The sequence below is a fragment of the Snodgrassella alvi genome, from assembly GCF_002777425.1.
Lineage (GTDB): Bacteria > Pseudomonadota > Gammaproteobacteria > Burkholderiales > Neisseriaceae > Snodgrassella > Snodgrassella alvi_B.
The window spans coordinates 78266-100004 of the sequence record NZ_MDVC01000113.1 but is presented as its reverse complement, the minus strand read 5'-3'; the positions used below and the strand labels follow the sequence as shown (position 1 = coordinate 100004).

The window sequence follows — 21739 nt, the reverse complement described above, 5'->3', positions numbered from 1 at the left end:
AGGTATTTACACCAATAAAATTTGGCTTAATCTACATTAAACTCTATCATAAAAATCTTGCTAAATCCTTCCCAGTTAGATAACATAAATTAACTATAAAAAGCAAAATTACTAGATTAATTTGCGATTAATAGTTAATAAATTAAATAAATTTAAACTTTATGGAATGTAGTGATGAAAGAATATAAAGTAATTATCTATCAGGAAAGCATGCTTTCTTCATTGTTTTTAGGTTCAGCCAAAGTTGATCCAATTAAATTTTCAGAATTTTTAAATAAACATGCTCAGCAGGGATGGCGCGTGGTAACAACTGAAAAAGATATGCGCCGTATGCTGCTCTTTTGGAGTCGAGAAGCATATGTAGTTATTATGGAGAAAGATCGTATGTAAATTCAGAGAAATTTTTTTGCTTCAGGTTCTATTGTTGTCATCAAAATATTAGGTTATATTAAACATATTAACTTCAGTGAAACAAACAGCCTGAGATTAAAATTTCTTTGCTGAAACATGGGCAACATGTAGTTATTCAGGAGTATGATTATGTTTATCTATGGCGTCTTACTTTTAATATTGATGCTTATGATTGCTGTTGTCGGCCTGATTTTATATTTGTTACGAAAAGATTATCTACAAGACAAAGAATTGAAGGAAAAAGGTTATTTAGAGTAATACAAAATCGAGAGTACGATTTTTTCGTGTGTACTCTCGATTTAATTGTTTTATTGACCTGGATAGATATTTGATCCCATCCCATATTTTGTGTATTTGCTAGTTAAAAGTGACGGTTAACTCTGGCACCAAATTCTATAATAAAAATATACTCAGATTGCCCCAACTTCTGCGCCAGAATTGGCTAATATAACGATAATTTTCATCCCTATACGATTCAAAGTAAGTTTGTAGCCACCCCCTAAAATAGTACAACCCAAAAATAGAAAATTCTCTTCATTAATCACAGAGGATTTAAATATGAAAAAATGACTGAACATCAAATCATATCTATTTTAAAAAAGCTGAAACCGGTATCCCTGACAAGAACTTTGCCGTAAATATAGCATCGGCAATTCGACTTTTTATAAATAGTAGATATTTGCTGAGGCAAGTTTAAAATCTCAGTTTCACGGGGGAATCATAAAAAGCTCTAGTGCCTATCAACGAACGTAAAGCCTGGGCTCTGCAGTTACAAGAAAGTCATCCTTTTACTATTGTAATGAGTAGCTCTATTGTTGGCCTAAGCCGCTGTGCTTACTATTATCAACCCAAGTTACCGGATGATTCAATGATTATGTCAGTACTAAGTGCTATTACCGATAAGCATTTACGCTGGAGCTTTCCCAAATGTTTTAATCGCATCAGAAAGCTCGGCTATAAATGGAATCATAAACGTGTGTATCGGGTGTATTGTGAATTAAAGCTTAATCTCAGAGTAAAGCGTAAACAACTCATTCCTCCTCAAAGCCCAGAAAGGCTATCAGTACCGAATAAGCCAGGTGAATGCTGGACAATGGATCTTATGAGTGACAGCAATCGAAATCAACGGCATTTTAGAACTTTCAATGTGATAGATGACTTTAATCGTGATGGGCAAAATCACATTGTATAACTATAGATTACATTAACCTCGGCAGTCCATATCAAAATGGGTATTAGGAGAGAGTAGCATTCCATCAAACGTACTTGTTCAGATGGGTTCAATTGGTGTTCATATGCTATATTTATTATTTAATTAAAAAAATCAATAATTTGAAAACAACTTTACAGATAAAAATAGATAAGCAGCTAACACGAATGTAGAAAAAATTGTTAATTCTGCTTCTTTAGGTAATAGCATTATTGCTGGTAGTGGTTCAATAATTCACAACATCAGCACCACCCACCACACGACGAAAACAATTACCAAAGTTAAACCTGGTGAAGAACATATAATCAATGAACAGACTGCTTTACTTCAATTATTCGTGAATGAAGTTACTGTATGTGAAAAGTATGTTAAACAAAACCCGCGTAACCATTGGGCTATTTGGTCAATATTAAATATGCATATGAAAGTACCTAGTTATCGTCTAATAAAAAATAAACTGTTTGAAAAAGCAGAAAAATATTTAAGAACTACAATCGGCCGATTGAATAGCCAAAAATCTGCAAAAACTAAACTACCCAATTATGATTGGCACAATCGTAAGTAATCTACTACAGCAAAAGCATTAGTTATGGTAAGAGCAAATACAAGGTTTAAGAATATCATAAACTTAATATAGTTAGTTTGTATAGCAAAATCTAAAGGTTTTTTACATAAAAAGTGCCTGTTCAACATTGGTTTAAAAACCAAAGAACAGGCACTTTTAGATTAATTAACTTTAAGTATTTACTGATTTACTCGGTTTATATCATCCCCTGAGCTTTAACGCGCGGCTGACTATCCAGTTTGTTCAGGGCTGACAGATAAGCTTTGGCACTGGCAACAAGAATATCAGTATCGGTGCCCTGTCCACTTACCAGATGGCCTTCACGAGATAAACGCACGGTAACTTCTCCCTGACTTTCTGGACCGGCAGTAATGGCATTAACTGAATACAGTTGTAAATCTGCGCTGCTATGCGCTTCAGACTCAATAGCTTTGAATACCGCATCAATCGGTCCTGAACCATGTCCACTAGCACGTTTTTCGTTTCCGTCCAGATTAAAGACGATTTCTGCCACTGGTTCTTCACCAGTTTCACTGCGAATGCTTAGTGATATGTATTTGTAACGATCGGGAGCACGGCTTTCCAGTTCATCAGATACCAGTGCATGCAAGTCTTCATCAAAAATTTCACGTTTTTTATCGGCCAGTTCCTTAAAGCGGGCAAAGGCCGCATTGAGTGCTTCTTCACTATCGAGCTCAATACCCAGCTCCTGTAATTTGGTGCGAAAAGCATTGCGGCCGGAAAGTTTGCCCAAGGTCAGCCGATTAGTACTCCAGCCAACTGATTCGGCAGACATAATTTCATAGGTTTCACGGCATTTCAGTATGCCATCCTGATGAATGCCAGATTCATGTGCAAATGCATTGGCACCAACAATGGCTTTGTTCGGCTGAATCGGATAACCAGTAACCGTAGAAACCATTTTCGAGGTTGGCACGATTTGCGTGGTATCAATATTGGTTTCCAGCTCAAAAACATCGTGGCGGGTTTTCAACGCCATAACCACTTCTTCCAGACTGGCATTGCCAGCCCGTTCACCCAGACCATTGATGGTACATTCCACTTGCCGTGCACCGCCGCTTACTGCGGCCAGTGAATTGCCAACAGCCAGCCCCAGGTCATTGTGACAGTGTGCCGACCAGATAACTTTATCACTACCCGGGGTTTTCTGAATCAGTTCGCGGAAGAATGCTTCAGTTTGAAATGGAATGGCATAACCAACTGTATCAGGAATATTGATGGTAGTCGCACCTGCTTCAATCACCGCCTGACAGATTTCAGCAAGAAAATTGATATCACTGCGCAGTGCGTCTTCACAGGAAAATTCTACATCATCGGTATATTCACGCGCTATTTTCACTGCCTTAACCGCAGTTTCCTTAACCTGCTGCGGTTTCATACGCAATTTATGTTCCATATGCAATGGGCTGGTGGCGATAAAGGTATGAATACGTTTGCGTTTTGCTGGTGCAATTGCTTCGCCGGCTTTGCGTACATCACGCTCATTAGCGCGTGACAGGGAACATACGGTAGCATTTTGAATAATTTCAGCAATGCTGTGAATGGCATCAAAATCCCCCGGGCTGGCAGCAGCAAAACCAGCCTCAATCACATCTACGCCCAACTTTTCTAACTGGCGTGCAATGCGGATTTTTTCTTCTTTGGTCATAGCTGCCCCTGGCGACTGCTCTCCATCGCGCAGGGTTGTATCGAATATAATGACTTGATTATTGGTAGTGGTCATTCTTGGTCTCTCCAGGGTAGTGTTCTTGTATTGCATAAAGGCATTTATATCCAGAGGCTTGTCCTGCTTCTCAGCCATCAGAATAATTTTTTGTAACTGATTTAATGGCAATGAACCTCGCTTGCGCCATTTATAGATAGCAGCGGTAGAAGCGGCACTATCTGGATAATGTTGCTTGAGCGCTTCGGCCAAAGCGTTTACACCACCAAAATAGGCAATTAAGCGGTATATATTCAATTGCATAACCGACCTTTTGTCCAATTTATTCATTTCATCAAGCTACACTATATTTTATTGAGCTAATATACGTAAAATTGGACAATAAAACAAGCTAAATTTATTTATTATTTTTATTATATACGCCAAATTTAGACATTATGTACAACAGTTTGGCATAATAATTTATGCAGGTTTTAATCACTCAATGCATATAATTAAACCGCCGGATTATCTTGAGCGGGATAAACGGCGGCTATGTGGCAGATAATCGTGTTTTTAATTGGCTAAATCGCCTTTCAGAGCAACACCAGCAATCACACCACCCGCATGACATTCATATACTTTTGTACTGGCCATGCTGTTTTTCTTATAATAGCTGACAATATTGGTTACTTTAGTAGCATTCTGAGCAGTAGCTTGCTCCTGCAACTGTTTAACTGCTGCCAAAAATGCCCAGCGACAGGCAACTTCGTCTGATTTGCCAACACTGCTGGTTTTACGATTGGTAATCAGACCAACTTTTCCTATCAGCCTTGGCTATGATACTGTCGCTGCAATACAGCAGGAAATTCACACAGTACAGTAATAGCTTGCGCTACTATCACAATGCCGTCAGATTCAGCTTTTTCTAGCATAAAAGTCAGATAGTGTTTTACCCTTATAAACGCATTGTTTACTCTAACACTGTCCCCTATCGGCATCATTTTCAGTTACAGGCGTTGATTATTGCTAGCTGTACCTTTTCAGCACTTATTTTTAGTCAAGCCAGATTGCACTTAGCATACGTCCGGTTTGCCCGTCACGCCGATAGGAAAAATAACGTTCGCGCTGTAAAACTGTACATTCTGTGCCACCATAAACCTGATGTATACCCGCATCAGCCAGAGCTAGCCGCGCCAGCGCATAAATATCTGCCAGATAATGGTCATTACCAATATCGGTAAAGGCTGCCTGTGCCTTGGGCTGGCGCAGGCAAAATGCTTCCCATACTTCTGTTCCAACCTCAAAGGCTTCCGGCCCGATTGCCGGCCCCAGATAAGCAAGAATTTCCAAGGGATTGACCTGCATGGCCTCTACCGTATTCTGCAATACCCCATTTGCCAGCCCGCGCCAGCCGGCATGCGCCGCAGCCACTACAGTACCGGCACGGTCGCACAGCAATACCGGCAGACAATCCGCAGTCATAATGGCGCAGGCTACTGCTTCGCCCTGACGGCAGAAGCTGGCATCGGCAGCTTCCGGTTTACCTACCTGCAATGCAGTTAATGCCGACATAGCATCTGTTACCTCGGCACTGTGTATCTGACTCAGATAGGCCAGCGGTTTTGCCACCTGCTCCTGCACCAGTGCACGATTATGCTGTACAGCCTCAGAATAATCACCAACATGCGCGCCAACATTTAATGAAGCAAATGGCGGCCTGCTCACACCGCCCTGACGCGTAGAAATCAAGGTGTGTACATTAGCCGGTGCCGGCCATTCTGCCTCAAAAAAGGATTTTTTGTCCTGAGTCAGACCAAGTGCCTGATTCATGTCCCACTGGTTCATCGTACTGCCTTATTCGCGTACATAAATAACATCCACATCATAATCATCGTCATCCCAGTCTTCATCTTCCGCTTCGGTACCCAGACGCTGCTGCCACTCATCTGCGGTTTTAATGGCAGAATCCATGCCTGCCTGTAAACGCAGTACAGAGAGCAAATGATAAATATCAGCTGGCAACGGTGCTTCAAACTGTACGGTTTCTTGTGTTTGCGGATGAATAAAGCACAGACGATAGGCATGCAGTGCCTGACGCGCTAACGCTTTAACCGCTGCCTTGACTTCAGCTGTAGCCGGATGGCGCGGGTTGCCGTAAAGCATATCTCCGGCCAGTGGATGGCCAGCAGCTTTCATATGCACACGAATCTGATGGGTACGGCCGGTTTCCAGCTGGCATTCGATATAACTGAAATCAGCATAACGTTCCAGTACCTTTACATGGGTAATGGCTTCCTTACCGCCAAAAGGCACAACAGCCATACGGGTGCGATTATGCGGATCACGCCCAATCAGGGTTTCAATTTTGCCATCAAAGGGTACGATACCATCGGCTACAGCACGATAGGTACGTTTTACAGTGCGTGCCTGTAACTGGCGTACCAGCTGCGTTTGCGCTGCCACAGTTTTGGCTACTACCATCAGGCCACTGGTATCCTTATCCAGCCGGTGCACGATTCCTGCTCGCGGCACCTGTGCCAGCGCCGGGCAATAGGCAAGCAGTCCGTTGAGCAGCGTGCCCTGCCAGTTGCCCGCAGCAGGATGTACCACCAATCCGGCAGGTTTATTCAGCACCAGTACACTATCATCTTCATATATAATGTCCAGTGGCATGGGTTCGGGTGTAAAAGCCAGCTGGCTCTCATCCTGCTGAATGGCTACCTGTATAGTTTCACCACCAATTAACTTATACTTGGGTGGCACCACGTTACCGTTAACGGTAACATGGTTATCCTTTATCCACGCAGTCAGCCGGCTGCGGGAAAATTCCGGCGCCAGTTTTGCCAGCGCTGCATCCAGACGCAAGCCGGCCAGATCATTAGGTACTGTCCAATTTTTATAACTTTGTGCACTATCATCTGCCACAAAGGGCAAATCATCGTTATAATCGTCATCATTCTCTAACAAAGAAGTGTCTTTCATGAAAAATTTGTTTTCGGCGGTGGCCTTAGGCGTGTTACTGAGTGCCTGTGCCAGCACAAGTACGGTCGATAAAGATTCCCAGATTACCCAGGACTGGTCTGTTCAGCGTCTGTACAATGAAGCACATGACGAGCTGATGCATCGTAATTATACGCATGCTGAGAAATTATACGAAATTCTACAGGCACGCTTCCCTTACGGTTCCTATGCGGAACAGGCACAGCTGGATACAGCCTATGCCTATTATAAGGACGATGAGAACGACAAGGCACTGGCTGCAATCGAGCAGTTTCAGCGCCTGTATCCGCAGCATCCAAATATGGATTACGCGCTGTATCTGAAAGCACTGATTCAGCTGAACGAAGACAAATCCTTTGTCAGCAAACTGGCTAAACAGGACTGGTCTGACCGTGATCCGAAAGCCAATCGCGAAGCCTATACTACTTTCGCCCAGCTGGTGCAGTATTTCCCCCAGAGTAAATACGCCGATGATGCCCGTGCCAAAATGCAGAAACTGCTGGAAGCACTTGGTGGCAATGAACTTTCAGTGGCGCGCTATTACATGAAACGCGGCGCCTGGTTGGCCGCAGTGGGACGAGCACAATCAGTGATTTCCCAGTACCAGAATACACCCAATGTAGAAGAAGCACTGGCAATCATGATTTCAGCATATGCAAATTTGGGGGAGCAAAAGCTGAGCGACGACACAAAACGTGTACTGGCACAGAATTTCCCGGATAGCCCCTATTTGCAGACACCATGGCAGGATCATAGTGCCATTCCGTGGTGGCGTTACTGGAAGTAATCGCTGCGACTATATTGTCTCAGACAGGCTAATCTTATGCTATCAGGCCAATATCAGCTGTATTGGCCTGATATTTTTGCATATACAGCATTCACTATACTACCGGCAAGCTGCGCTGTATATGGACTATAACCTCATGTGAGCTAATAGTTTTAGCACTAAATTCTATATTATGAACAATAAATTAAAGCTAAAATATCAAGAAACTCATTTAATGATTTATAACTTACTAATTTCAAATTACCAAAACCGTTTTGTGAACAGCATATGAAAGCACTGATTTCAATTGATTACACCAATGACTTTATCGCCACAGATGGCGCACTAACAACCGGATTGGCTGGACAATCAATTGAAAAAGAAATAGTGAATGTGGCCAGAACATTTATTGAGCAAGGCGATTTTGTGGTATTTGCCATTGATGCCCATCAGGCAAATGATCAGTATCATCCAGAAAATAAATTATTTCCTCCACATAACATCATCGGCACAGAAGGCCAGAATTTATATGGTTCATTAAAACAACTGTACACAATAAACCAATCTAATCCGCAAGTTTACTGGTTAAACAAACGTCATTATTCAGCGTTCAGTGGCACTGATCTGGATTTACGCCTGCGTGAAAGAAACATCACAGAAATACATTTAACTGGTGTATGTACCGACATTTGTATTTTACATACCGCAGTTGATGCTTATAACCTTAATTACAAAATAGTCATCCATCAACATGCCGTTGCCAGCTTTGACGCTACAGGACACATCTGGGCTTTAAAGCATTTTCAAAATACTTTAGGAGCAACCCTAATCTAATTATTCTGATTAGCTGATAAATTATGTTAAAACAACAAACAGCCATATTATTTAAGATTTGTGTAGATACAAAAAACTGACCAATGTGTAGTTTAATTCACCACACTATCAAATAACGATTCTTGGTGAGTCTTGAACGCTTCGAACGCTCGCCCAATGGCATAAGCGATTAAAATATCCTGTACTCCACAAGGTAAGTACCGATAATCAGAACCTAATACTTTCACACTCCACCATCCATAAACCAATAAACTCTTATTTATCTTTATCATTTTTTACACTAAATCATTCACACAGTTAATTAATTACAACAAAAACTGCTTACAAATAAATATATTAATATATAAACAAATATCCATATTGTAGGACAGTTAAAATATTTTTTTCAGATAAAACATTAATTAATGAATTAATGCAGATGATAAATTTAAGGAGGTATAGGCGTGGAAGAAGCTTACTGGTCTGCCCGAATGTAAGATGTACTTCAGCATCTGCCTGATATCACAGGTGCTGCCGTAGAAATAGCCTACTATACGACTATTATTACTGTAACCAGCTTTCTAACACTGGATGTAAATACCCCAGAGTTAGTACAAAACTGACATAGAAAATTATGCTGCTTATTCTAGGGTCTTATATTCAATTAGCATAACATTACTCAATGCCTCATGAAATCTTTCAGTATTATAAATCGTTAGCCATTTTTCGATTACCTTCCTTGCTTGTTTCAGATTATTAAAAAGATATAAATCCATTACCTCTGTGAGATAGGTACGATTAAATTGTTCAATATAGTCATTTTGATAAGGGCTACTGGAGTTGATGTACTTTATAGTTATACAATGTGATTTTTCCCAGTTAATGAACGTATTTCCGGTAAATTCCGGCCCATTATCCACTCGTATTTTTAGTGGATAACCATGATATTCGGCCAGTTTATCCAGATAACGGGTAATTACACCTACTGGTAAACTAACCGCAATATCAATGCCTAATGCCTCACGATTAAAGTCATCAATCACATTGAAGGTTCTAAACCCACGTTGATTTCGACTGCTGCCACTCATAAAATCCATTGACCAGCATTTACCTAGCTTATTGGGTACCGATATTTTGTCGTAACCATATCCATGGCGATTGCAGCACTTTATAGCCTACATGCATAGGCCAACACAGGAAATTTAAACCAGACTGTCAGGAATAACAATGCAAACTAATCTAATCCCGTTTTATAACCCCTTATTAAGCTACGAAGACAACTATCAGCATGGCCCGTTTGGTGATTTCAGCAATGCAGCACCATCCATAGGACAAAATAAGCATACTGAGCGCTTTCTCAATCTGGAAGTTAACCTGCCCTTTGGCATCCCTGCTGGGCCGTTATTGAATGCCAACTTTATCAAAGCTGCATTCAACCATGGTTTCGATTTATGTGTTTATAAAACCGTGCGCACCCGCGCTCAGGCCAGCCATGCCTTACCCAATGTGCTTTCCATTCATCCTGCTGGTCAATTGTCAGCCAACATTGATACGGTACTGGCCGATACCAACTACACAGCACCTTTGTCTATCACCAATTCCTTCGGTGTACCTTCATTTAATCCCGATATCTGGCAACCTGATTTGGCTGATGCTGTTAATGCTGCGCAAAAAGGCCAATATGTTATCGGCAGTTTTCAGGGCACTGCCTGCAATGAGGCCAGCATAGAAAAAGATTATGCCTGTGCTGCACGCCTGGTAGACGAAACTGCTGCACCGATTTTAGAGGCCAATTTAAGCTGTCCAAACGAGGGCGTAAACAAATTATTGTGTTTTGATTTTGATAAAGTAGAACGGATAGCCAAAGAAGTCAGAAACGCTGTACCTGATAAGCCGCTGTTTCTGAAACTGGCCTACTTTGCCGATGACGATGCTATCTTCCCGCTTTTAAGCAAGCTGGATGGCATTGTTGATGGTTACAGTACGATTAATACCTTATCAGCCAGACCAGTTACAGCAAATGGTGAACCTGCGCTGGGGCTGGATCGTCCTACTGGTGGCGTCTGCGGTGAGGCCATTCGCTGGGCGGGGCTGGAAATGGTAGATCGTCTGGCCAGATTAAGAACTCGCCTGAATAATCATTTTGCGATTATTGGTGTTGGCGGAGTAAGCAGTGCAGCACATTATCAGGCTTACCGCTCAGCCGGAGCCGATGCAGTAATGAGTGCTACCGGTGCCATGTGGAATCCGCAACTGGCTTTGGAAATTAAAAGCAGCCTGAATAGATAAAATTCCTGCTGGTGGCCTAAACTGAATCTGGCTACCAGCACCACCCTTCACTATTATCAGAACATGAAGTTTCAGCGCGCAATACGATAAGGTTCATCCATGGCAATGAAATCTTTTTCTTCAAGTGCCTGAGCAATCCATGCTGCTACAGCCTCAGTAGCACACAGAGTATTAATATAATTGGCCAGTACTTCTGAAGTGTGAATCTGGAAACCTTTTAACCTTAAACACATCGGGGCATAAAAAGCATCAGCAATACTGAACTCTCCAAACAGATATTTTCCCGCCGATGCAGCAAGCAGTGATGACAAATGCTGATCGAGAAAATCGATTTCCTGTTTTACAGCAGGAAAATCTCGCAGCACAATCTGGCCAATTTCTGGTAGCACCGCCTCAATATTCATTGGAAAATGCCGGCGTATATGATTAAACCCATTATGCATTTTGGCTACCACACTTCTGGCTCTGGCACGTGCTTTATAATCTTGTGGCCATAAGGGTAATTGCGGATGCCGTTCAGCCAGATATTCACAAATGGCCAGAGAATCACTCACCACCAAATCATCATCAGTTAAAACCGGCACGGTACCATAGGGGTTCAGTGGCAATATGGTTTGCTTAAAAACTGAATCAGCTGCAAAGCTGTCAAAACGCACCAGTTGTTCTGTAAAAACAATTTGAAAATGCTTCATCAACACCCACGGCCGCATAGACCAGGTGGAATAATTTTTATTACCAATATAAAGAGTGTAACTCATGGCCTTTATCTTTCTTTGTAGAACTATTGTATTAATCACAGTACATCATAACTGATTTACTCCTTGCTCTCTGTATAAATCTGAAAACAGGTTTAGTAAATGCTGCTTATGCTGATTTTTTTGCCCATACACATAAATTCGGTACAATAACAGTTTAAGTTCATCAGTTTTTACAGCAGCCACTTACACATGCTCAGCTATCGTCATGCATTTCACTCCGGTAATCACGCCGACATTCTCAAACATTACTGCCTGATGGCAGTACTGGAATACTTCAAACTGAAAGACAAACCATATTGCTATATAGATACCCATGCAGGAGCAGGCCTGTATAACCTGATTAGCAATGAAGCACAGAAAGTAGGCGAATACCGTGAAGGGATTGGCCGCATTCTGGCTGCAACCAGTCTGGACGCCAGTCTGCTACCGTTTCGTCAGGCAGTAACCGCCTGCCTGCCCGATGCTGAAAACTATTATTGTGGTTCCCCGTGGCTGGCTCAGGCACTGGCACGGGAGCAGGATCGTCTGCGGTTGTTTGAATTACATCCAGCCGACGCCGAATTATTGCGCAGTAATATGCGTAGCATTAAACAGCCTAACCGCGCACAGGTATTCTGTGATGATGGATTCAAAGGCCTGTTATCGATGCTGCCGCCTCCCAGCCGGCGAGCTGTGGTATTAATAGACCCACCTTATGAATTAAAACAAGATTATCAGCAGGTAGTGGATACGCTTAAAGCTGCACTGAAAAAATTTTCCAGTGGCTGCTATATGGTCTGGTATCCATGCCTGAGTCGCGCAGAAAGCCAGAAACTGCCACAAAATCTGCAAAAACTGGTTCCAGATAATTTCGTTCAGGCAGAACTCTATGTTCATGCGCCGCGCCCAGATGGATTTGGTATGCACGGCAGCGGCATGTTCATCATCAATCCGCCCTACTCTTTACCGCAGCTACTGACTGAAGTATTACCGCCAATGACACAGCTACTGGCTCAGGATGACAGCGCACATTTTGTCCTGCAATCAAAAATTGCCTGAATTCACACAGGCAAAACACATCAGCCTGATTGACTGCAACGGCTTTTCAGTCTGGCTGACAAGGCTATTGTATAATGGTACCGAATTTTAAAAGGGAGTATTTGCATGTCCGTTTTACTGTCTGATTATCTGCAACAGCAACAACAAAACTATGCTGTTACACCGTTTTTACCTGAAGTCATCACCAGCATCAGTCAGGCATGTCTACACATCAACCGCGAAATCCGTTTGGGTGCGCTGGATAACATTCTGGGCAGTGCACATACAGGCAACATTCAGGGAGAAGAGCAGAAAAAACTGGATGTACTCTCCAATCAAATTATGATTGACATCCTGTCAGCCAATCCGGCTATTGCCGGCCTTGCCAGTGAAGAAGAAGATTCATTTGTTACAACCAATAATGATGGCCGGTTTCTGGTGTTATTCGACCCGCTGGACGGTAGCTCCAATATAGACGTTAATATATCCATCGGCACCATTTTTTCAGTATTGGCCAAACCAGACGGCACCCTCAATACTGAAAGCTTTTTACAGCCCGGCCGGCAGCAGCTGGCCAGTGGTTATGTACTGTATGGGCCACAAACCATTCTGGTGCTGACATTGAAACATGGCATAGCCATGTTTACCCTTAATGAGCAGAATCAGTTTCAATTAACTCAGGAAAATCCGCAGATACCTGCCGCCACTGCTGAATTTGCCATCAATATGTCCAACCAGCGCCATTGGCAACCCGCGATGCAAAACTATATTGCTCAGTTACTGGCCGGCAAAACAGGCTGTCGTGGTAAAGACTATAATATGCGCTGGGTTGCTTCCATGGTAGCCGAGGTACATCGTATTCTCATTCGCGGCGGTATTTTTACCTATCCGCAGGATCAGCGTAATCCCGACAAGCCGGGCAAACTGCGTTTAATGTATGAAGCCAATCCAATGAGTTTGCTGATTGAGCAGGCACAAGGTGCGGCCACCAATGCCCGGCAGAATATTCTGGATATTCAGCCAGAAGGATTGCACCAGCGTGTGGCCGTTGTACTAGGCAGTAAAGAAGAAGTTGACTACGTTACCGCTATGCACAATGCAAGCTAACCGTTGCAGACAACACTGCAAATTTTTTTGTTTCACTCCCATCAGGAGATACCAATGATTAAATTAACTACCAATTTTGGCGTTATCGGCATCGAACTTGACCATGACAAAGCGCCTAAAACCGCTGCAAACTTCGAACGTTATGTGCGTGAAGGCTTTTACGATGGCACAATTTTTCATCGCGTGATTGATAATTTCATGATTCAGGGCGGTGGCTTTGACAAAGACATGCAACAGAAACCAACGCATGAGCCGATTGAAAACGAAGCCAATAATGGTCTGAAAAATGATCGTTATACCATTGCCATGGCTCGTACCATGCAGCCCCATTCAGCCAGTGCGCAGTTTTTTATCAATGTAAAAGATAATGATTTCCTCAATCACACCAAACCGGATTTACACGGCTGGGGCTATGCTGTATTCGGCAAAGTAGTCGAAGGCCAAGATGTGGTTGATCAAATCAAAGGCGTTAAAACCGGCAATCATGGCGGCCATCAGGACGTTCCGGTTGAAAATGTCATTATTGAAAAAGCCGAAATCGTTTAACCGGTATTTTGCAGCAGGCAGCCCTACAGGCTGCCTGTTTTTTGTGTGTAAATGCTGCGACTTATTCTGGGCGTAAAAGAATTTGAGTAAAAAAATACCCTGCCAAATTTAACAGGCAAGGTATTTTTATCCATACACAATTATTGCAACGGCTTCATATTCATCACTTCCATCAGGAAGTTGGTAAATGCCGGATTGGCCGGTTTGGTACGCATTACCGGCCAGCGCTGCTGCCAGCCAGCCAAGGCATTCTGAATATAAGCCTTGGACTGCGCCGTATCAATTGAACCTTGCTGGCTTTGTACAGCACTACGCAAATAAATGGCATACATATCATCGTCTACCATATTATGCCCTACCTGAGCTATGCGGAACTGATCAAGCAACTGCGCAGCCTGAACCTTGGTGATACTGCCCTGAGAAACCTGAAAACTTAAGCGAGTAGCCTCATCACGAATTTTGGCCACATCAGACCAATGACTGCTGGCTAAACGGTATTCGGCACTTGCAGCAGCACCATCCACTACTTGCACCGGCTTTATTTCCTTATTGCCACGCTTTTTAGGCATATCCAAAGATGAACAACCACCTAAAAAGGCTGCTACGACACATAATGCTAATGTTTTTTTCATCATTTGTTTACTCAACGTATATTACTTAAAACAAAAATCAAAGCCAGCTAGCTCAAGCGTGTGGCTGTACATATATTCACAATGATTGTACCACAGCCTTGACTGCAAGAAAAAACCGAACCAGTTTTCTGATTCGGTCTCAGTCATACAAAGTGAGATTTAAGCCAGATCGGCAAATAATGGTGTTGACAGATAACGTTCTCCGTAAGAAGGAATCAAAACCACAATCAGTTTATTTTTGTTTTCAGGTCTTGCTGCCAGCTGCAAGCCTGCCCACACTGCTGCACCAGAAGAGATGCCTACCAGAATACCTTCTTTCGATGCCATGGCACGGGCGGTATCAAAACATACGTCATTAGGCACCTGAATGATTCCATCATACACATGGGTATTCAAAATTTTAGGTACAAAACCTGCGCCAATACCCTGTATCGGATGTGGTCCTTTGCAACCACCAGACAATATCGCTGAAGCTTCAGGTTCTACTGCATAAACCTCCACTCCGGGTTTCTTTTCTTTCAATACTTCACCCACGCCGGTAATCGTACCTCCGGTTCCTACTCCGGCGACAAAGATATCAACCTTGCCATCAGTATCATGCCATATTTCCTGAGCAGTAGTTTCACGATGAATTTCAGGATTGGCCGGGTTTTCAAACTGCTGCGGCATAAAATATTTCTGCGGGTCAGAATCCACCAAAGCCTGTGCATGGGCAATAGCACCAGACATCCCTTCTGCTCCGGGTGTTAAAACCAGTTCAGCCCCGAATGCACGCAACAGCATGCGCCGTTCTTTACTCATCGTTTCCGGCATAGTGATGACCAGCTTGTATCCCCGAGCCGCACACACCATAGCCAGACCAATCCCGGTATTACCGCTAGTTGGCTCTACAATCACAGTATCAGGATGGATTTTGCCCGCTTTTTCCGCTGCTGCAATCATGCTTGCAGCAATTCTATCCTTAACACTGTTGCCCGGATTAAAAAATTCCAGCTTGACCACCAGCTTGCCGGGCAAACCGGCGCTCAAACGATTAAGCTGTACCAGCGGAGTATTACCAATCAGGTCAGTGATACTAGAGGCGATATTCATTTTTTATCCTTCGTCATTGAGAGATTGTCTTTATCATCATAGATTAAAACCAGAATCAGCCAAAATAATTTATCAGCGTGTTGATACAATTAATATTTATATAGGCATTGAGCAGATTTTTGGCATGGTTTTAAAAGCCTAATTTTATTCATTTTATTGCAATAAAATGTGATAAATCATTATAGCAGTAATACGAAAATTTATTCATACAACCTCACACTTCAACCGAAAGTTAACCAAATCTTCTGTCTCCAGACCTGCTATTACATGCATATTCTGATTCAGCGTATATAAAAAAGGACTACCCTTACGGTAGTCCTGTTGTAGCAAGACAGTCAATACTTTGTCTTAAGCGTTAACTTTAGCTGCTACATCAACATAGTCCTGAATTTCATTGAAGTTCATATAGCGATAAATTTCAATACCTTTATCATTGATAATGGCAATATTTTCACGATATTCTTCAATACTCGGGATATGTCCCAATTTGGAACAAATTGCCGCCAGTTCAGCCGAGCTCAGATATACATTGGTATTTTTGCCCAAACGGTTGGGGAAATTACGGGTGGAAGTGGAAACCACGGTTGAACCTTCACGCGCCTGCGCCTGATTGCCCATACACAATGAGCAGCCCGGCATTTCCATCCGCGCACCTACTCGCCCAAGAATACTGTAATAGCCTTCATCCGAAAGTTCTTTGGCATCCATTTTGGTTGGTGGTGCTACCCACAAGCGTACTGGTAAATCGGTTTTACCATCAAGCAAGGCAGATGCTGCACGATAATGGCCAATATTGGTCATGCAGGAACCAATGAATACCTCATCAATATGCGTACCGGCAACATCAGAGAGGATTTTCACATCATCCGGGTCATTCGGACAGGCCAGAATAGGCTCTTTGATTTCATCCATATTGATATCAATAATGGCAGCGTATTCGGCATCAGCATCGGCTTCGAGCAATTTCGGTTGTGCCAGCCATTGTTCCATTTTCTGAATACGGCGTTTCAGGGTACGGGCATCCTGATAGCCATCTGCAATCATGTTTTTCAGCAACACAATATTGGATTTCAGATATTCTTCAATTGGCTCTTTATGCAATTTCACGGTACAGCCAGCAGCGGAGCGTTCAGCAGACGCATCAGTCAGCTCGAATGCTTGTTCTACTTTCAAATCCGGTAAACCTTCGATTTCCAGAATACGACCAGAGAAAATATTTTTTTTGCCGGCTTTGGCCACAGTCAGCAAGCCTTCTTTAATGGCCTGTAAAGGAATGGCATTAACCAGATCACGCAAGGTGATACCCGGCTGCATGGTACCGGAGAAGCGCACCAGTACAGATTCAGGCATATCCAGTGGCATGACACCGGTAGCAGCAGCAAAGGCCACCAGACCAGAACCTGCCGGGAAAGAAATACCCAGCGGGAAACGGGTATGCGAATCACCGCCGGTACCCACCGTATCCGGCAACAGCATGCGGTTTAGCCACGAGTGTATAATACCGTCACCCGGACGCAGAGCAACACCTCCACGTGAAGACATAAATACCGGCAATTCTTTGTGGGTTTTTACATCTACAGGTTTCGGATAGGCTGCGGTATGACAGAAAGACTGCATTACTAGGTCAGCACTGAAACCCAGGCAGGCAAGGTCTTTCAGTTCATCCCGGGTCATTGGGCCAGTGGTATCCTGCGAACCAACAGTAGTCATACGCGGTTCACAATAAGTACCCGGCCTAACACCCTGTCCCTCAGGCAAGCCACAGGCACGGCCTACCATTTTTTGTGCCAGCGTAAAACCGGCCGTGCTCGGTGCGGGAGCCTGTGGCAAGCGGAAAACTTCTGAATGTCCCAGACTCAGGGCGTCACGTGCTTTCGCAGTCAGGCTGCGGCCAATAATCAGATTAATACGGCCACCGGCCTGAACTTCATCAAGAATAACCTGAGATTTCAGTTCAAATTCGGCAACAGTTTCGCCGTTTTTAATAATTTTGCCTTCATATGGCAAAATATCAACTACATCACCCATTTCCAGTTTAGATACATCAACTTCAATAGGTAACGCCCCTGAATCTTCCTGAGTATTGAAAAAGATTGGCGCGATTTTGCCACCCAGACATACGCCGCCAAAGCGTTTGTTCGGTACATAAGGAATATCCTGCCCGGTATGCCAGATTACTGAATTGGTAGCTGATTTACGTGAAGAGCCGGTACCAACCACATCACCTACATACGCTACCAGATTACCTTTGGCTTTCAGTTCAGCCAGTTGTTTGATTGGTCCAACCTCGCCAGATTTATCCGGATTAATACCTTCACGTGGATTTTTCAGCATAGCCAGAGCATGCAGAGGAATATCCGGACGGCTCCAGGCATCAGGTGCTGGTGATAAATCGTCAGTATTGGTTTCACCCACTACTTTAAATACGGTAACAGTGATTTTTTCCGGTACTTTTTCACGGGTTGTGAACCATTCGGCATTTGCCCAGGATTCAATCACTTCACGCGCATACTGATTACCGGCGCGCATTTTTTCTTCCACATCATGGAACGCATCAAACATCAGCAAAGTATGTTTTAAGGCATTGGCGGCAGTAGCAGCCAGCTCTTCATTATCCAGAAATTCTACTAGCGGCTGAACGTTGTAGCCACCCAACATGGTACCAAGCAGTTCCACTGCAAATGTAGGCGTGATTAAAGGACTGCTAACAGTTTTTTCGGCAACGGCAGCCAGAAAAGATGCCTTGACCTTAGAAGCATCATCTACGCCTGGCGGCACACGATGTGACAGTAAATCAACCAGAAACGCTTCTTCTCCTTTGGGAGGATTTTTCAATAATTCAACCAATTCTTCTGTTTGCTTCGCTGTCAGCGGCAAAGGTGGAATACCCAGTGCTTCACGTTCAGCGGCGGCTGCGCGATAGGCTTCTAACATCTTGAACATCCTTAATGTAATGGTTTTTTAAATTTTTCTTGTAAATTTATTATGCATTACCAATGCAATAATATGAATGATAACCGAAAACACGGGCGATTGAAACAATTTGTAGTCTGATGTAGTCAACATCAGAAAGTGTAAAGATTAAAATAAAAGCAGCCTGTTACAGGCTGCCATACAAATATAAATAAACTGGATTTAACATGAAAATTTATGATTATAATCAAACATTTCCATGCAATTGTGCTGATTCAGTCAGTTTCAGGAACGATTTTTCTTTTTGGCTGTGCTCTTGCGAACATTATTGGCTCCTGAGTATCTTGCGCTCACATTTGGCTTTTGCCGCGTGATATTATTTTGTTTAGCCTGTTCATAAACGGGTAATACTTCAGGTAACATTTTTTTCAGTGCCGTAATGCGCGCATCATTACTTGGATGGGTAGATAACAGGCTCGTACTACTATTATTGCCAAAAACCTTATTCATTTTTTCCCATACCGTAATGGCTGCATGCGGGTCATATCCTGCCTGTGCCATCAATTGCAAACCACCAGCATCAGCCTGGTTCTCCTGATGACGTGAAAAAGGCAGAGTCAGGCCATACTGATTTAATATATCTTTATAGAGCCCCACACGGTCTGGACTAACACCTGTTTTTGACTGCAACGCAGCACTGCCTACTGCAAGAGCAGTACTGGTGAGGATTTGCTGCCCTGCGGCTTTTTTACTGTGTTCCTGTAGAGCATGAGTCATCTCATGGCCCACAATCGCCGCGATTTCATCATCGCTGAGATTCAGACGCTGAACAATACCAGTATAAACCACCATTTTGCCACCCGGCATGGCAAAAGCATTAGGTTCATCGCTGCGAATAACATTAAGCTGCCAGTCAAATGGCACCCCTGTCTGATTGGCAGCATTGGCATACGGTACCAGACGCTGAAAAACGGCACGTACACGTCTGGCCACGGGTGTATTGGTTTCAATCGCACCTTCAGCCTTGGCCTGTCCCATCATTTGGGTATAGCTTTTAGCCGCGCTGGCATTAAGCGTTTGTGTATCATAACCCATTACATCAGCTACCTGAGCACAACCACCCAGTGCCAAATAAATTGCCGCCAGAGTTATTAATTTAGATTGCCGCCTGATTGAATACATAATTTATCCATGATCAAAAACTAATTGAAAAAAATTATCACTTCTTAGGGTTTTACATTCAGCTATAAATGTAAAACATGGTTTTATTATATTGTATTAAATTAATTTATTCGCACAGTTTTTAACAAAATAAAAACCCCTCAAGATGATCGTCGTTTCTCCGTAGTGTCAATATGGCTCAATATCTTTTCAATGCTGATAAAATTCATATATTTAAACCTTGCTCCCTTAGCCAAACCAGTGACACATATAGCATATTAAATAATATGGTTAATCTAAAGTTGTGTAGCGGTTTTACACCAATATTTGCACCTGAGAGTACAAAGGCTACAATGCAGATGATTACCACTGAGGTGATGTAAATAACGTGAAAATATTGATTCTTGGCTGTGGACAGGTAGGCTCGACCATTGCCAGCAATTTGGCCAGAATGACCAATAATGATGTTACCATTATTGATATCAACGAGAATGCCTTACAGAAAATCAATCAGCGTCTGGATGTGCAGACAATTGTAGGTAATGGCGCCTGGCCTTCCGTCTTGTCTGCCGCCGGCGCTCAAGACGCAGACATGATTTTGGCCTTAACCCAGAGCGATGAAACCAATATGGCCGCCTGCCGCATTGCCTATGCCTTATTCAACACCCCTAGCCGCATTGCCCGGGTACGTTACAGTGATTTTGTTGAATTTGAAACCGGTAACAATAATTATAAAACCAGTCTGGACTTATTCAATATTACCGAGGCCATTAGCCCGGAGCAGCTAGTAACCGAGCAAATCGTCAATCTGTTGCTGCACTCCAGTGCCTTGCAAATTCTGCGTTTTGCACACGATAGAATTCGTCTGTTGGTCATCCGTGCCCAGAATGGAGGCATGTTGATTAATCAGCCCATCAGCACCCTGAAGCAGCATCTGGAAGAAGGTGTGGATTGCCAGATTTGTGCTATTTACCGCAATAATCGCCTGCTTGTGCCCACCGGCAGCACCGTATTGCTGGAGGGTGATGAAGTTTTTGTTCTGACACCTACTGCATATCTTGAAAATATCATGCGCGAGCTGCGGCCAATCAACAAACGCACCCGCCGGATTATGATTGCCGGCGGTGGTAATATTGGCTATCGCGTGGCCAGACAACTGGAAACACGTCTGGATATCAAAATTATCGAGCGCAGGCAAAACCGTGCTGAATGGCTGGCAGAAAACCTCAACAATACCCTTGTGCTGGTAGGCAATGCCTCGGATGAAAGCCTGCTGGAAAATGAATATATTGATGAAATTGATGTTTTCTGTGCGCTTACCAATGATGATGAAAATAATATCATGTCAGCGATGCTGGCTAAAAACCTGGGCGCTAAACGGGTAATGGCGATTATCAATCGTTCAAGTTACGTTGATTTATTGCAGGGAAGTGCCATCGATATCGTGATATCTCCGCATCTGATTACCATTGGCTCAATTTTAACGCACGTGCATCTGGGCGATATTATGGCGGTTTATCCATTGCGCCGAGGTTCGGCGGAAGCAATTGAAGTAGTTCTGCATGGTGACCGCCATACCTCTAAGCTGATAGGACGTACCATGTCGCAACTACGTCTGCCGGGTGGCTGTTACTTCGGTGCCGTAGTTCGAGATGAAAAAATTATTATGTATCATACCGATACAGTACTTGAAGATGGAGACCATGTAATATTTTTTGTGGCTCGGCGCAGAGCTGTTCAGGATCTGGAAAAAATGATTCAGGTCAAACTGGGCTTTTTTGCCTAAGGCAGTA

General features: G+C 43.3%; 19 protein-coding genes. 9 read left to right on the top strand and 10 right to left on the bottom strand.

The annotated features are described in order from the left end of the window. Window positions 1-174: 174 nt before the first annotated feature. Window positions 175-390 (top strand): DUF4177 domain-containing protein, encoded by a 216-nt coding sequence (locus BGI33_RS11770; protein WP_100091367.1) that lies wholly within the window; start codon window positions 175-177, stop codon window positions 388-390. A 754-nt stretch (window positions 391-1144) separates the two neighbouring features. Beyond that, on the top strand, window positions 1145-1603 hold the full coding sequence (locus BGI33_RS11765) for a transposase (protein ID WP_144236272.1): 459 nt from the start codon (window positions 1145-1147) through the stop codon (window positions 1601-1603). Window positions 1604-2382: 779 nt separating this feature from the next. Here the strand turns inward: BGI33_RS11765 and BGI33_RS11760 are convergent. The 4 genes from BGI33_RS11760 to rluD form a co-directional block, all read right to left on the bottom strand. After that, window positions 2383-4173 (bottom strand): 2-isopropylmalate synthase, encoded by a 1791-nt coding sequence (locus BGI33_RS11760; RefSeq protein WP_100091365.1) that lies wholly within the window; start codon window positions 4171-4173, stop codon window positions 2383-2385. 252 nt (window positions 4174-4425) lie between these two features. Beyond that, complete coding sequence (locus BGI33_RS13305) at window positions 4426-4596, bottom strand: hypothetical protein (RefSeq protein ID WP_180297040.1); 171 nt, start codon at window positions 4594-4596, stop codon at window positions 4426-4428. A gap of 309 nt (window positions 4597-4905) precedes the next feature. Then, the gene (pgeF, locus tag BGI33_RS11755; RefSeq protein WP_100091364.1) at window positions 4906-5697 is read right to left on the bottom strand and encodes a peptidoglycan editing factor PgeF; all 792 of its coding nucleotides are present in this window, start codon (window positions 5695-5697) and stop codon (window positions 4906-4908) included. Window positions 5698-5706: 9 nt separating this feature from the next. Continuing rightward, on the bottom strand, window positions 5707-6834 hold the full coding sequence (rluD, locus tag BGI33_RS11750) for a 23S rRNA pseudouridine(1911/1915/1917) synthase RluD (RefSeq protein ID WP_100091363.1): 1128 nt from the start codon (window positions 6832-6834) through the stop codon (window positions 5707-5709). Between rluD and BGI33_RS11745 the strand changes: the two genes are divergently transcribed. Together BGI33_RS11745 and BGI33_RS11740 are read left to right on the top strand one after the other, a co-directional pair. Then, entirely contained in the window at window positions 6833-7639 is an 807-nt protein-coding gene (locus BGI33_RS11745) for an outer membrane protein assembly factor BamD (protein WP_100091362.1), read from the top strand. The two genes, rluD and BGI33_RS11745, sit on opposite strands and share 2 nt — an antisense overlap. Window positions 7640-7906: 267 nt before the next feature. Next, window positions 7907-8452, top strand: coding sequence for a cysteine hydrolase family protein (locus BGI33_RS11740; protein WP_100091361.1), 546 nt, complete (start codon window positions 7907-7909; stop codon window positions 8450-8452). Window positions 8453-9072: 620 nt separating this feature from the next. Here the strand turns inward: BGI33_RS11740 and BGI33_RS11735 are convergent. Then, on the bottom strand, window positions 9073-9564 hold the full coding sequence (locus tag BGI33_RS11735) for an integrase core domain-containing protein (protein WP_257379116.1): 492 nt from the start codon (window positions 9562-9564) through the stop codon (window positions 9073-9075). Window positions 9565-9658: 94 nt separating this feature from the next. Here BGI33_RS11735 and BGI33_RS11730 point away from each other — a divergent pair, with 94 nt between their 5' ends. Beyond that, complete coding sequence (locus BGI33_RS11730; protein WP_100091359.1) at window positions 9659-10720, top strand: dihydroorotate oxidase; 1062 nt, start codon at window positions 9659-9661, stop codon at window positions 10718-10720. Window positions 10721-10791: 71 nt separating this feature from the next. Here the strand turns inward: BGI33_RS11730 and BGI33_RS11725 are convergent, their stop codons facing one another. Next, complete coding sequence (locus BGI33_RS11725) at window positions 10792-11478, bottom strand: glutathione S-transferase family protein (protein WP_100091358.1); 687 nt, start codon at window positions 11476-11478, stop codon at window positions 10792-10794. 189 nt (window positions 11479-11667) lie between these two features. Between BGI33_RS11725 and BGI33_RS11720 the strand changes: the two genes are divergently transcribed. The 3 genes from BGI33_RS11720 to BGI33_RS11710 all read left to right on the top strand — a co-directional run bounded on the left by BGI33_RS11720 (window position 11668) and on the right by BGI33_RS11710 (window position 14148). After that, the gene (locus BGI33_RS11720) at window positions 11668-12516 is read left to right on the top strand and encodes a 23S rRNA (adenine(2030)-N(6))-methyltransferase RlmJ (protein WP_100091357.1); all 849 of its coding nucleotides are present in this window, start codon (window positions 11668-11670) and stop codon (window positions 12514-12516) included. Between the two features lie 105 nt (window positions 12517-12621). Continuing rightward, entirely contained in the window at window positions 12622-13602 is a 981-nt protein-coding gene (locus tag BGI33_RS11715; protein WP_100091356.1) for a class 1 fructose-bisphosphatase, read from the top strand. A gap of 54 nt (window positions 13603-13656) precedes the next feature. Further along, window positions 13657-14148, top strand: a complete 492-nt coding sequence (locus BGI33_RS11710; RefSeq protein WP_100091355.1) for a peptidylprolyl isomerase — start codon at window positions 13657-13659, stop codon at window positions 14146-14148. A 140-nt stretch (window positions 14149-14288) separates the two neighbouring features. Here BGI33_RS11710 and BGI33_RS11705 read toward each other — a convergent pair whose 3' ends face one another. The 4 genes from BGI33_RS11705 to BGI33_RS11690 form a co-directional block, all read right to left on the bottom strand. Next, window positions 14289-14780 carry a prokaryotic membrane lipolipid attachment site family protein gene (locus tag BGI33_RS11705; RefSeq protein ID WP_100091354.1) on the bottom strand — a complete coding sequence of 164 codons (492 nt, stop codon included), beginning with the start codon at window positions 14778-14780 and terminating at the stop codon, window positions 14289-14291. 159 nt (window positions 14781-14939) lie between these two features. After that, entirely contained in the window at window positions 14940-15872 is a 933-nt protein-coding gene (gene cysK / locus BGI33_RS11700) for a cysteine synthase A (protein WP_100091353.1), read from the bottom strand. A gap of 348 nt (window positions 15873-16220) precedes the next feature. Then, complete coding sequence (acnB, locus tag BGI33_RS11695) at window positions 16221-18806, bottom strand: bifunctional aconitate hydratase 2/2-methylisocitrate dehydratase (RefSeq protein WP_100091352.1); 2586 nt, start codon at window positions 18804-18806, stop codon at window positions 16221-16223. 264 nt (window positions 18807-19070) lie between these two features. Then, window positions 19071-19967 carry a M48 family metallopeptidase gene (locus BGI33_RS11690; RefSeq protein WP_100091351.1) on the bottom strand — a complete coding sequence of 299 codons (897 nt, stop codon included), beginning with the start codon at window positions 19965-19967 and terminating at the stop codon, window positions 19071-19073. Between the two features lie 367 nt (window positions 19968-20334). On the opposite strand from BGI33_RS11690, the gene trkA reads away from it, so the two are divergent. Further along, window positions 20335-21732: a Trk system potassium transporter TrkA gene (trkA, locus tag BGI33_RS11685; protein ID WP_100091350.1), complete on the top strand. Its 1398-nt coding sequence runs from the start codon at window positions 20335-20337 to the stop codon at window positions 21730-21732. Window positions 21733-21739: the final 7 nt, after the last annotated feature.

Coding starts and splice junctions, on each gene's coding strand:
- BGI33_RS11770 (WP_100091367.1), top strand. CDS start 175: ATGAAAGAATATAAAGTAATTATCTATCAGGAAAGCATGCTTTCTTCA.
- BGI33_RS11760 (WP_100091365.1), bottom strand. CDS start 4,173: ATGCAATTGAATATATACCGCTTAATTGCCTATTTTGGTGGTGTAAAC.
- pgeF (WP_100091364.1), bottom strand. CDS start 5,697: ATGAACCAGTGGGACATGAATCAGGCACTTGGTCTGACTCAGGACAAA.
- BGI33_RS11745 (WP_100091362.1), top strand. CDS start 6,833: ATGAAAAATTTGTTTTCGGCGGTGGCCTTAGGCGTGTTACTGAGTGCC.
- rluD (WP_100091363.1), bottom strand. CDS start 6,834: ATGAAAGACACTTCTTTGTTAGAGAATGATGACGATTATAACGATGAT.
- BGI33_RS11740 (WP_100091361.1), top strand. CDS start 7,907: ATGAAAGCACTGATTTCAATTGATTACACCAATGACTTTATCGCCACA.
- BGI33_RS11730 (WP_100091359.1), top strand. CDS start 9,659: ATGCAAACTAATCTAATCCCGTTTTATAACCCCTTATTAAGCTACGAA.
- BGI33_RS11725 (WP_100091358.1), bottom strand. CDS start 11,478: ATGAGTTACACTCTTTATATTGGTAATAAAAATTATTCCACCTGGTCT.
- BGI33_RS11720 (WP_100091357.1), top strand. CDS start 11,668: ATGCTCAGCTATCGTCATGCATTTCACTCCGGTAATCACGCCGACATT.
- BGI33_RS11715 (WP_100091356.1), top strand. CDS start 12,622: ATGTCCGTTTTACTGTCTGATTATCTGCAACAGCAACAACAAAACTAT.
- BGI33_RS11710 (WP_100091355.1), top strand. CDS start 13,657: ATGATTAAATTAACTACCAATTTTGGCGTTATCGGCATCGAACTTGAC.
- BGI33_RS11705 (WP_100091354.1), bottom strand. CDS start 14,780: ATGAAAAAAACATTAGCATTATGTGTCGTAGCAGCCTTTTTAGGTGGT.
- cysK (WP_100091353.1), bottom strand. CDS start 15,872: ATGAATATCGCCTCTAGTATCACTGACCTGATTGGTAATACTCCGCTG.
- acnB (WP_100091352.1), bottom strand. CDS start 18,806: ATGTTAGAAGCCTATCGCGCAGCCGCCGCTGAACGTGAAGCACTGGGT.
- BGI33_RS11690 (WP_100091351.1), bottom strand. CDS start 19,967: ATGTATTCAATCAGGCGGCAATCTAAATTAATAACTCTGGCGGCAATT.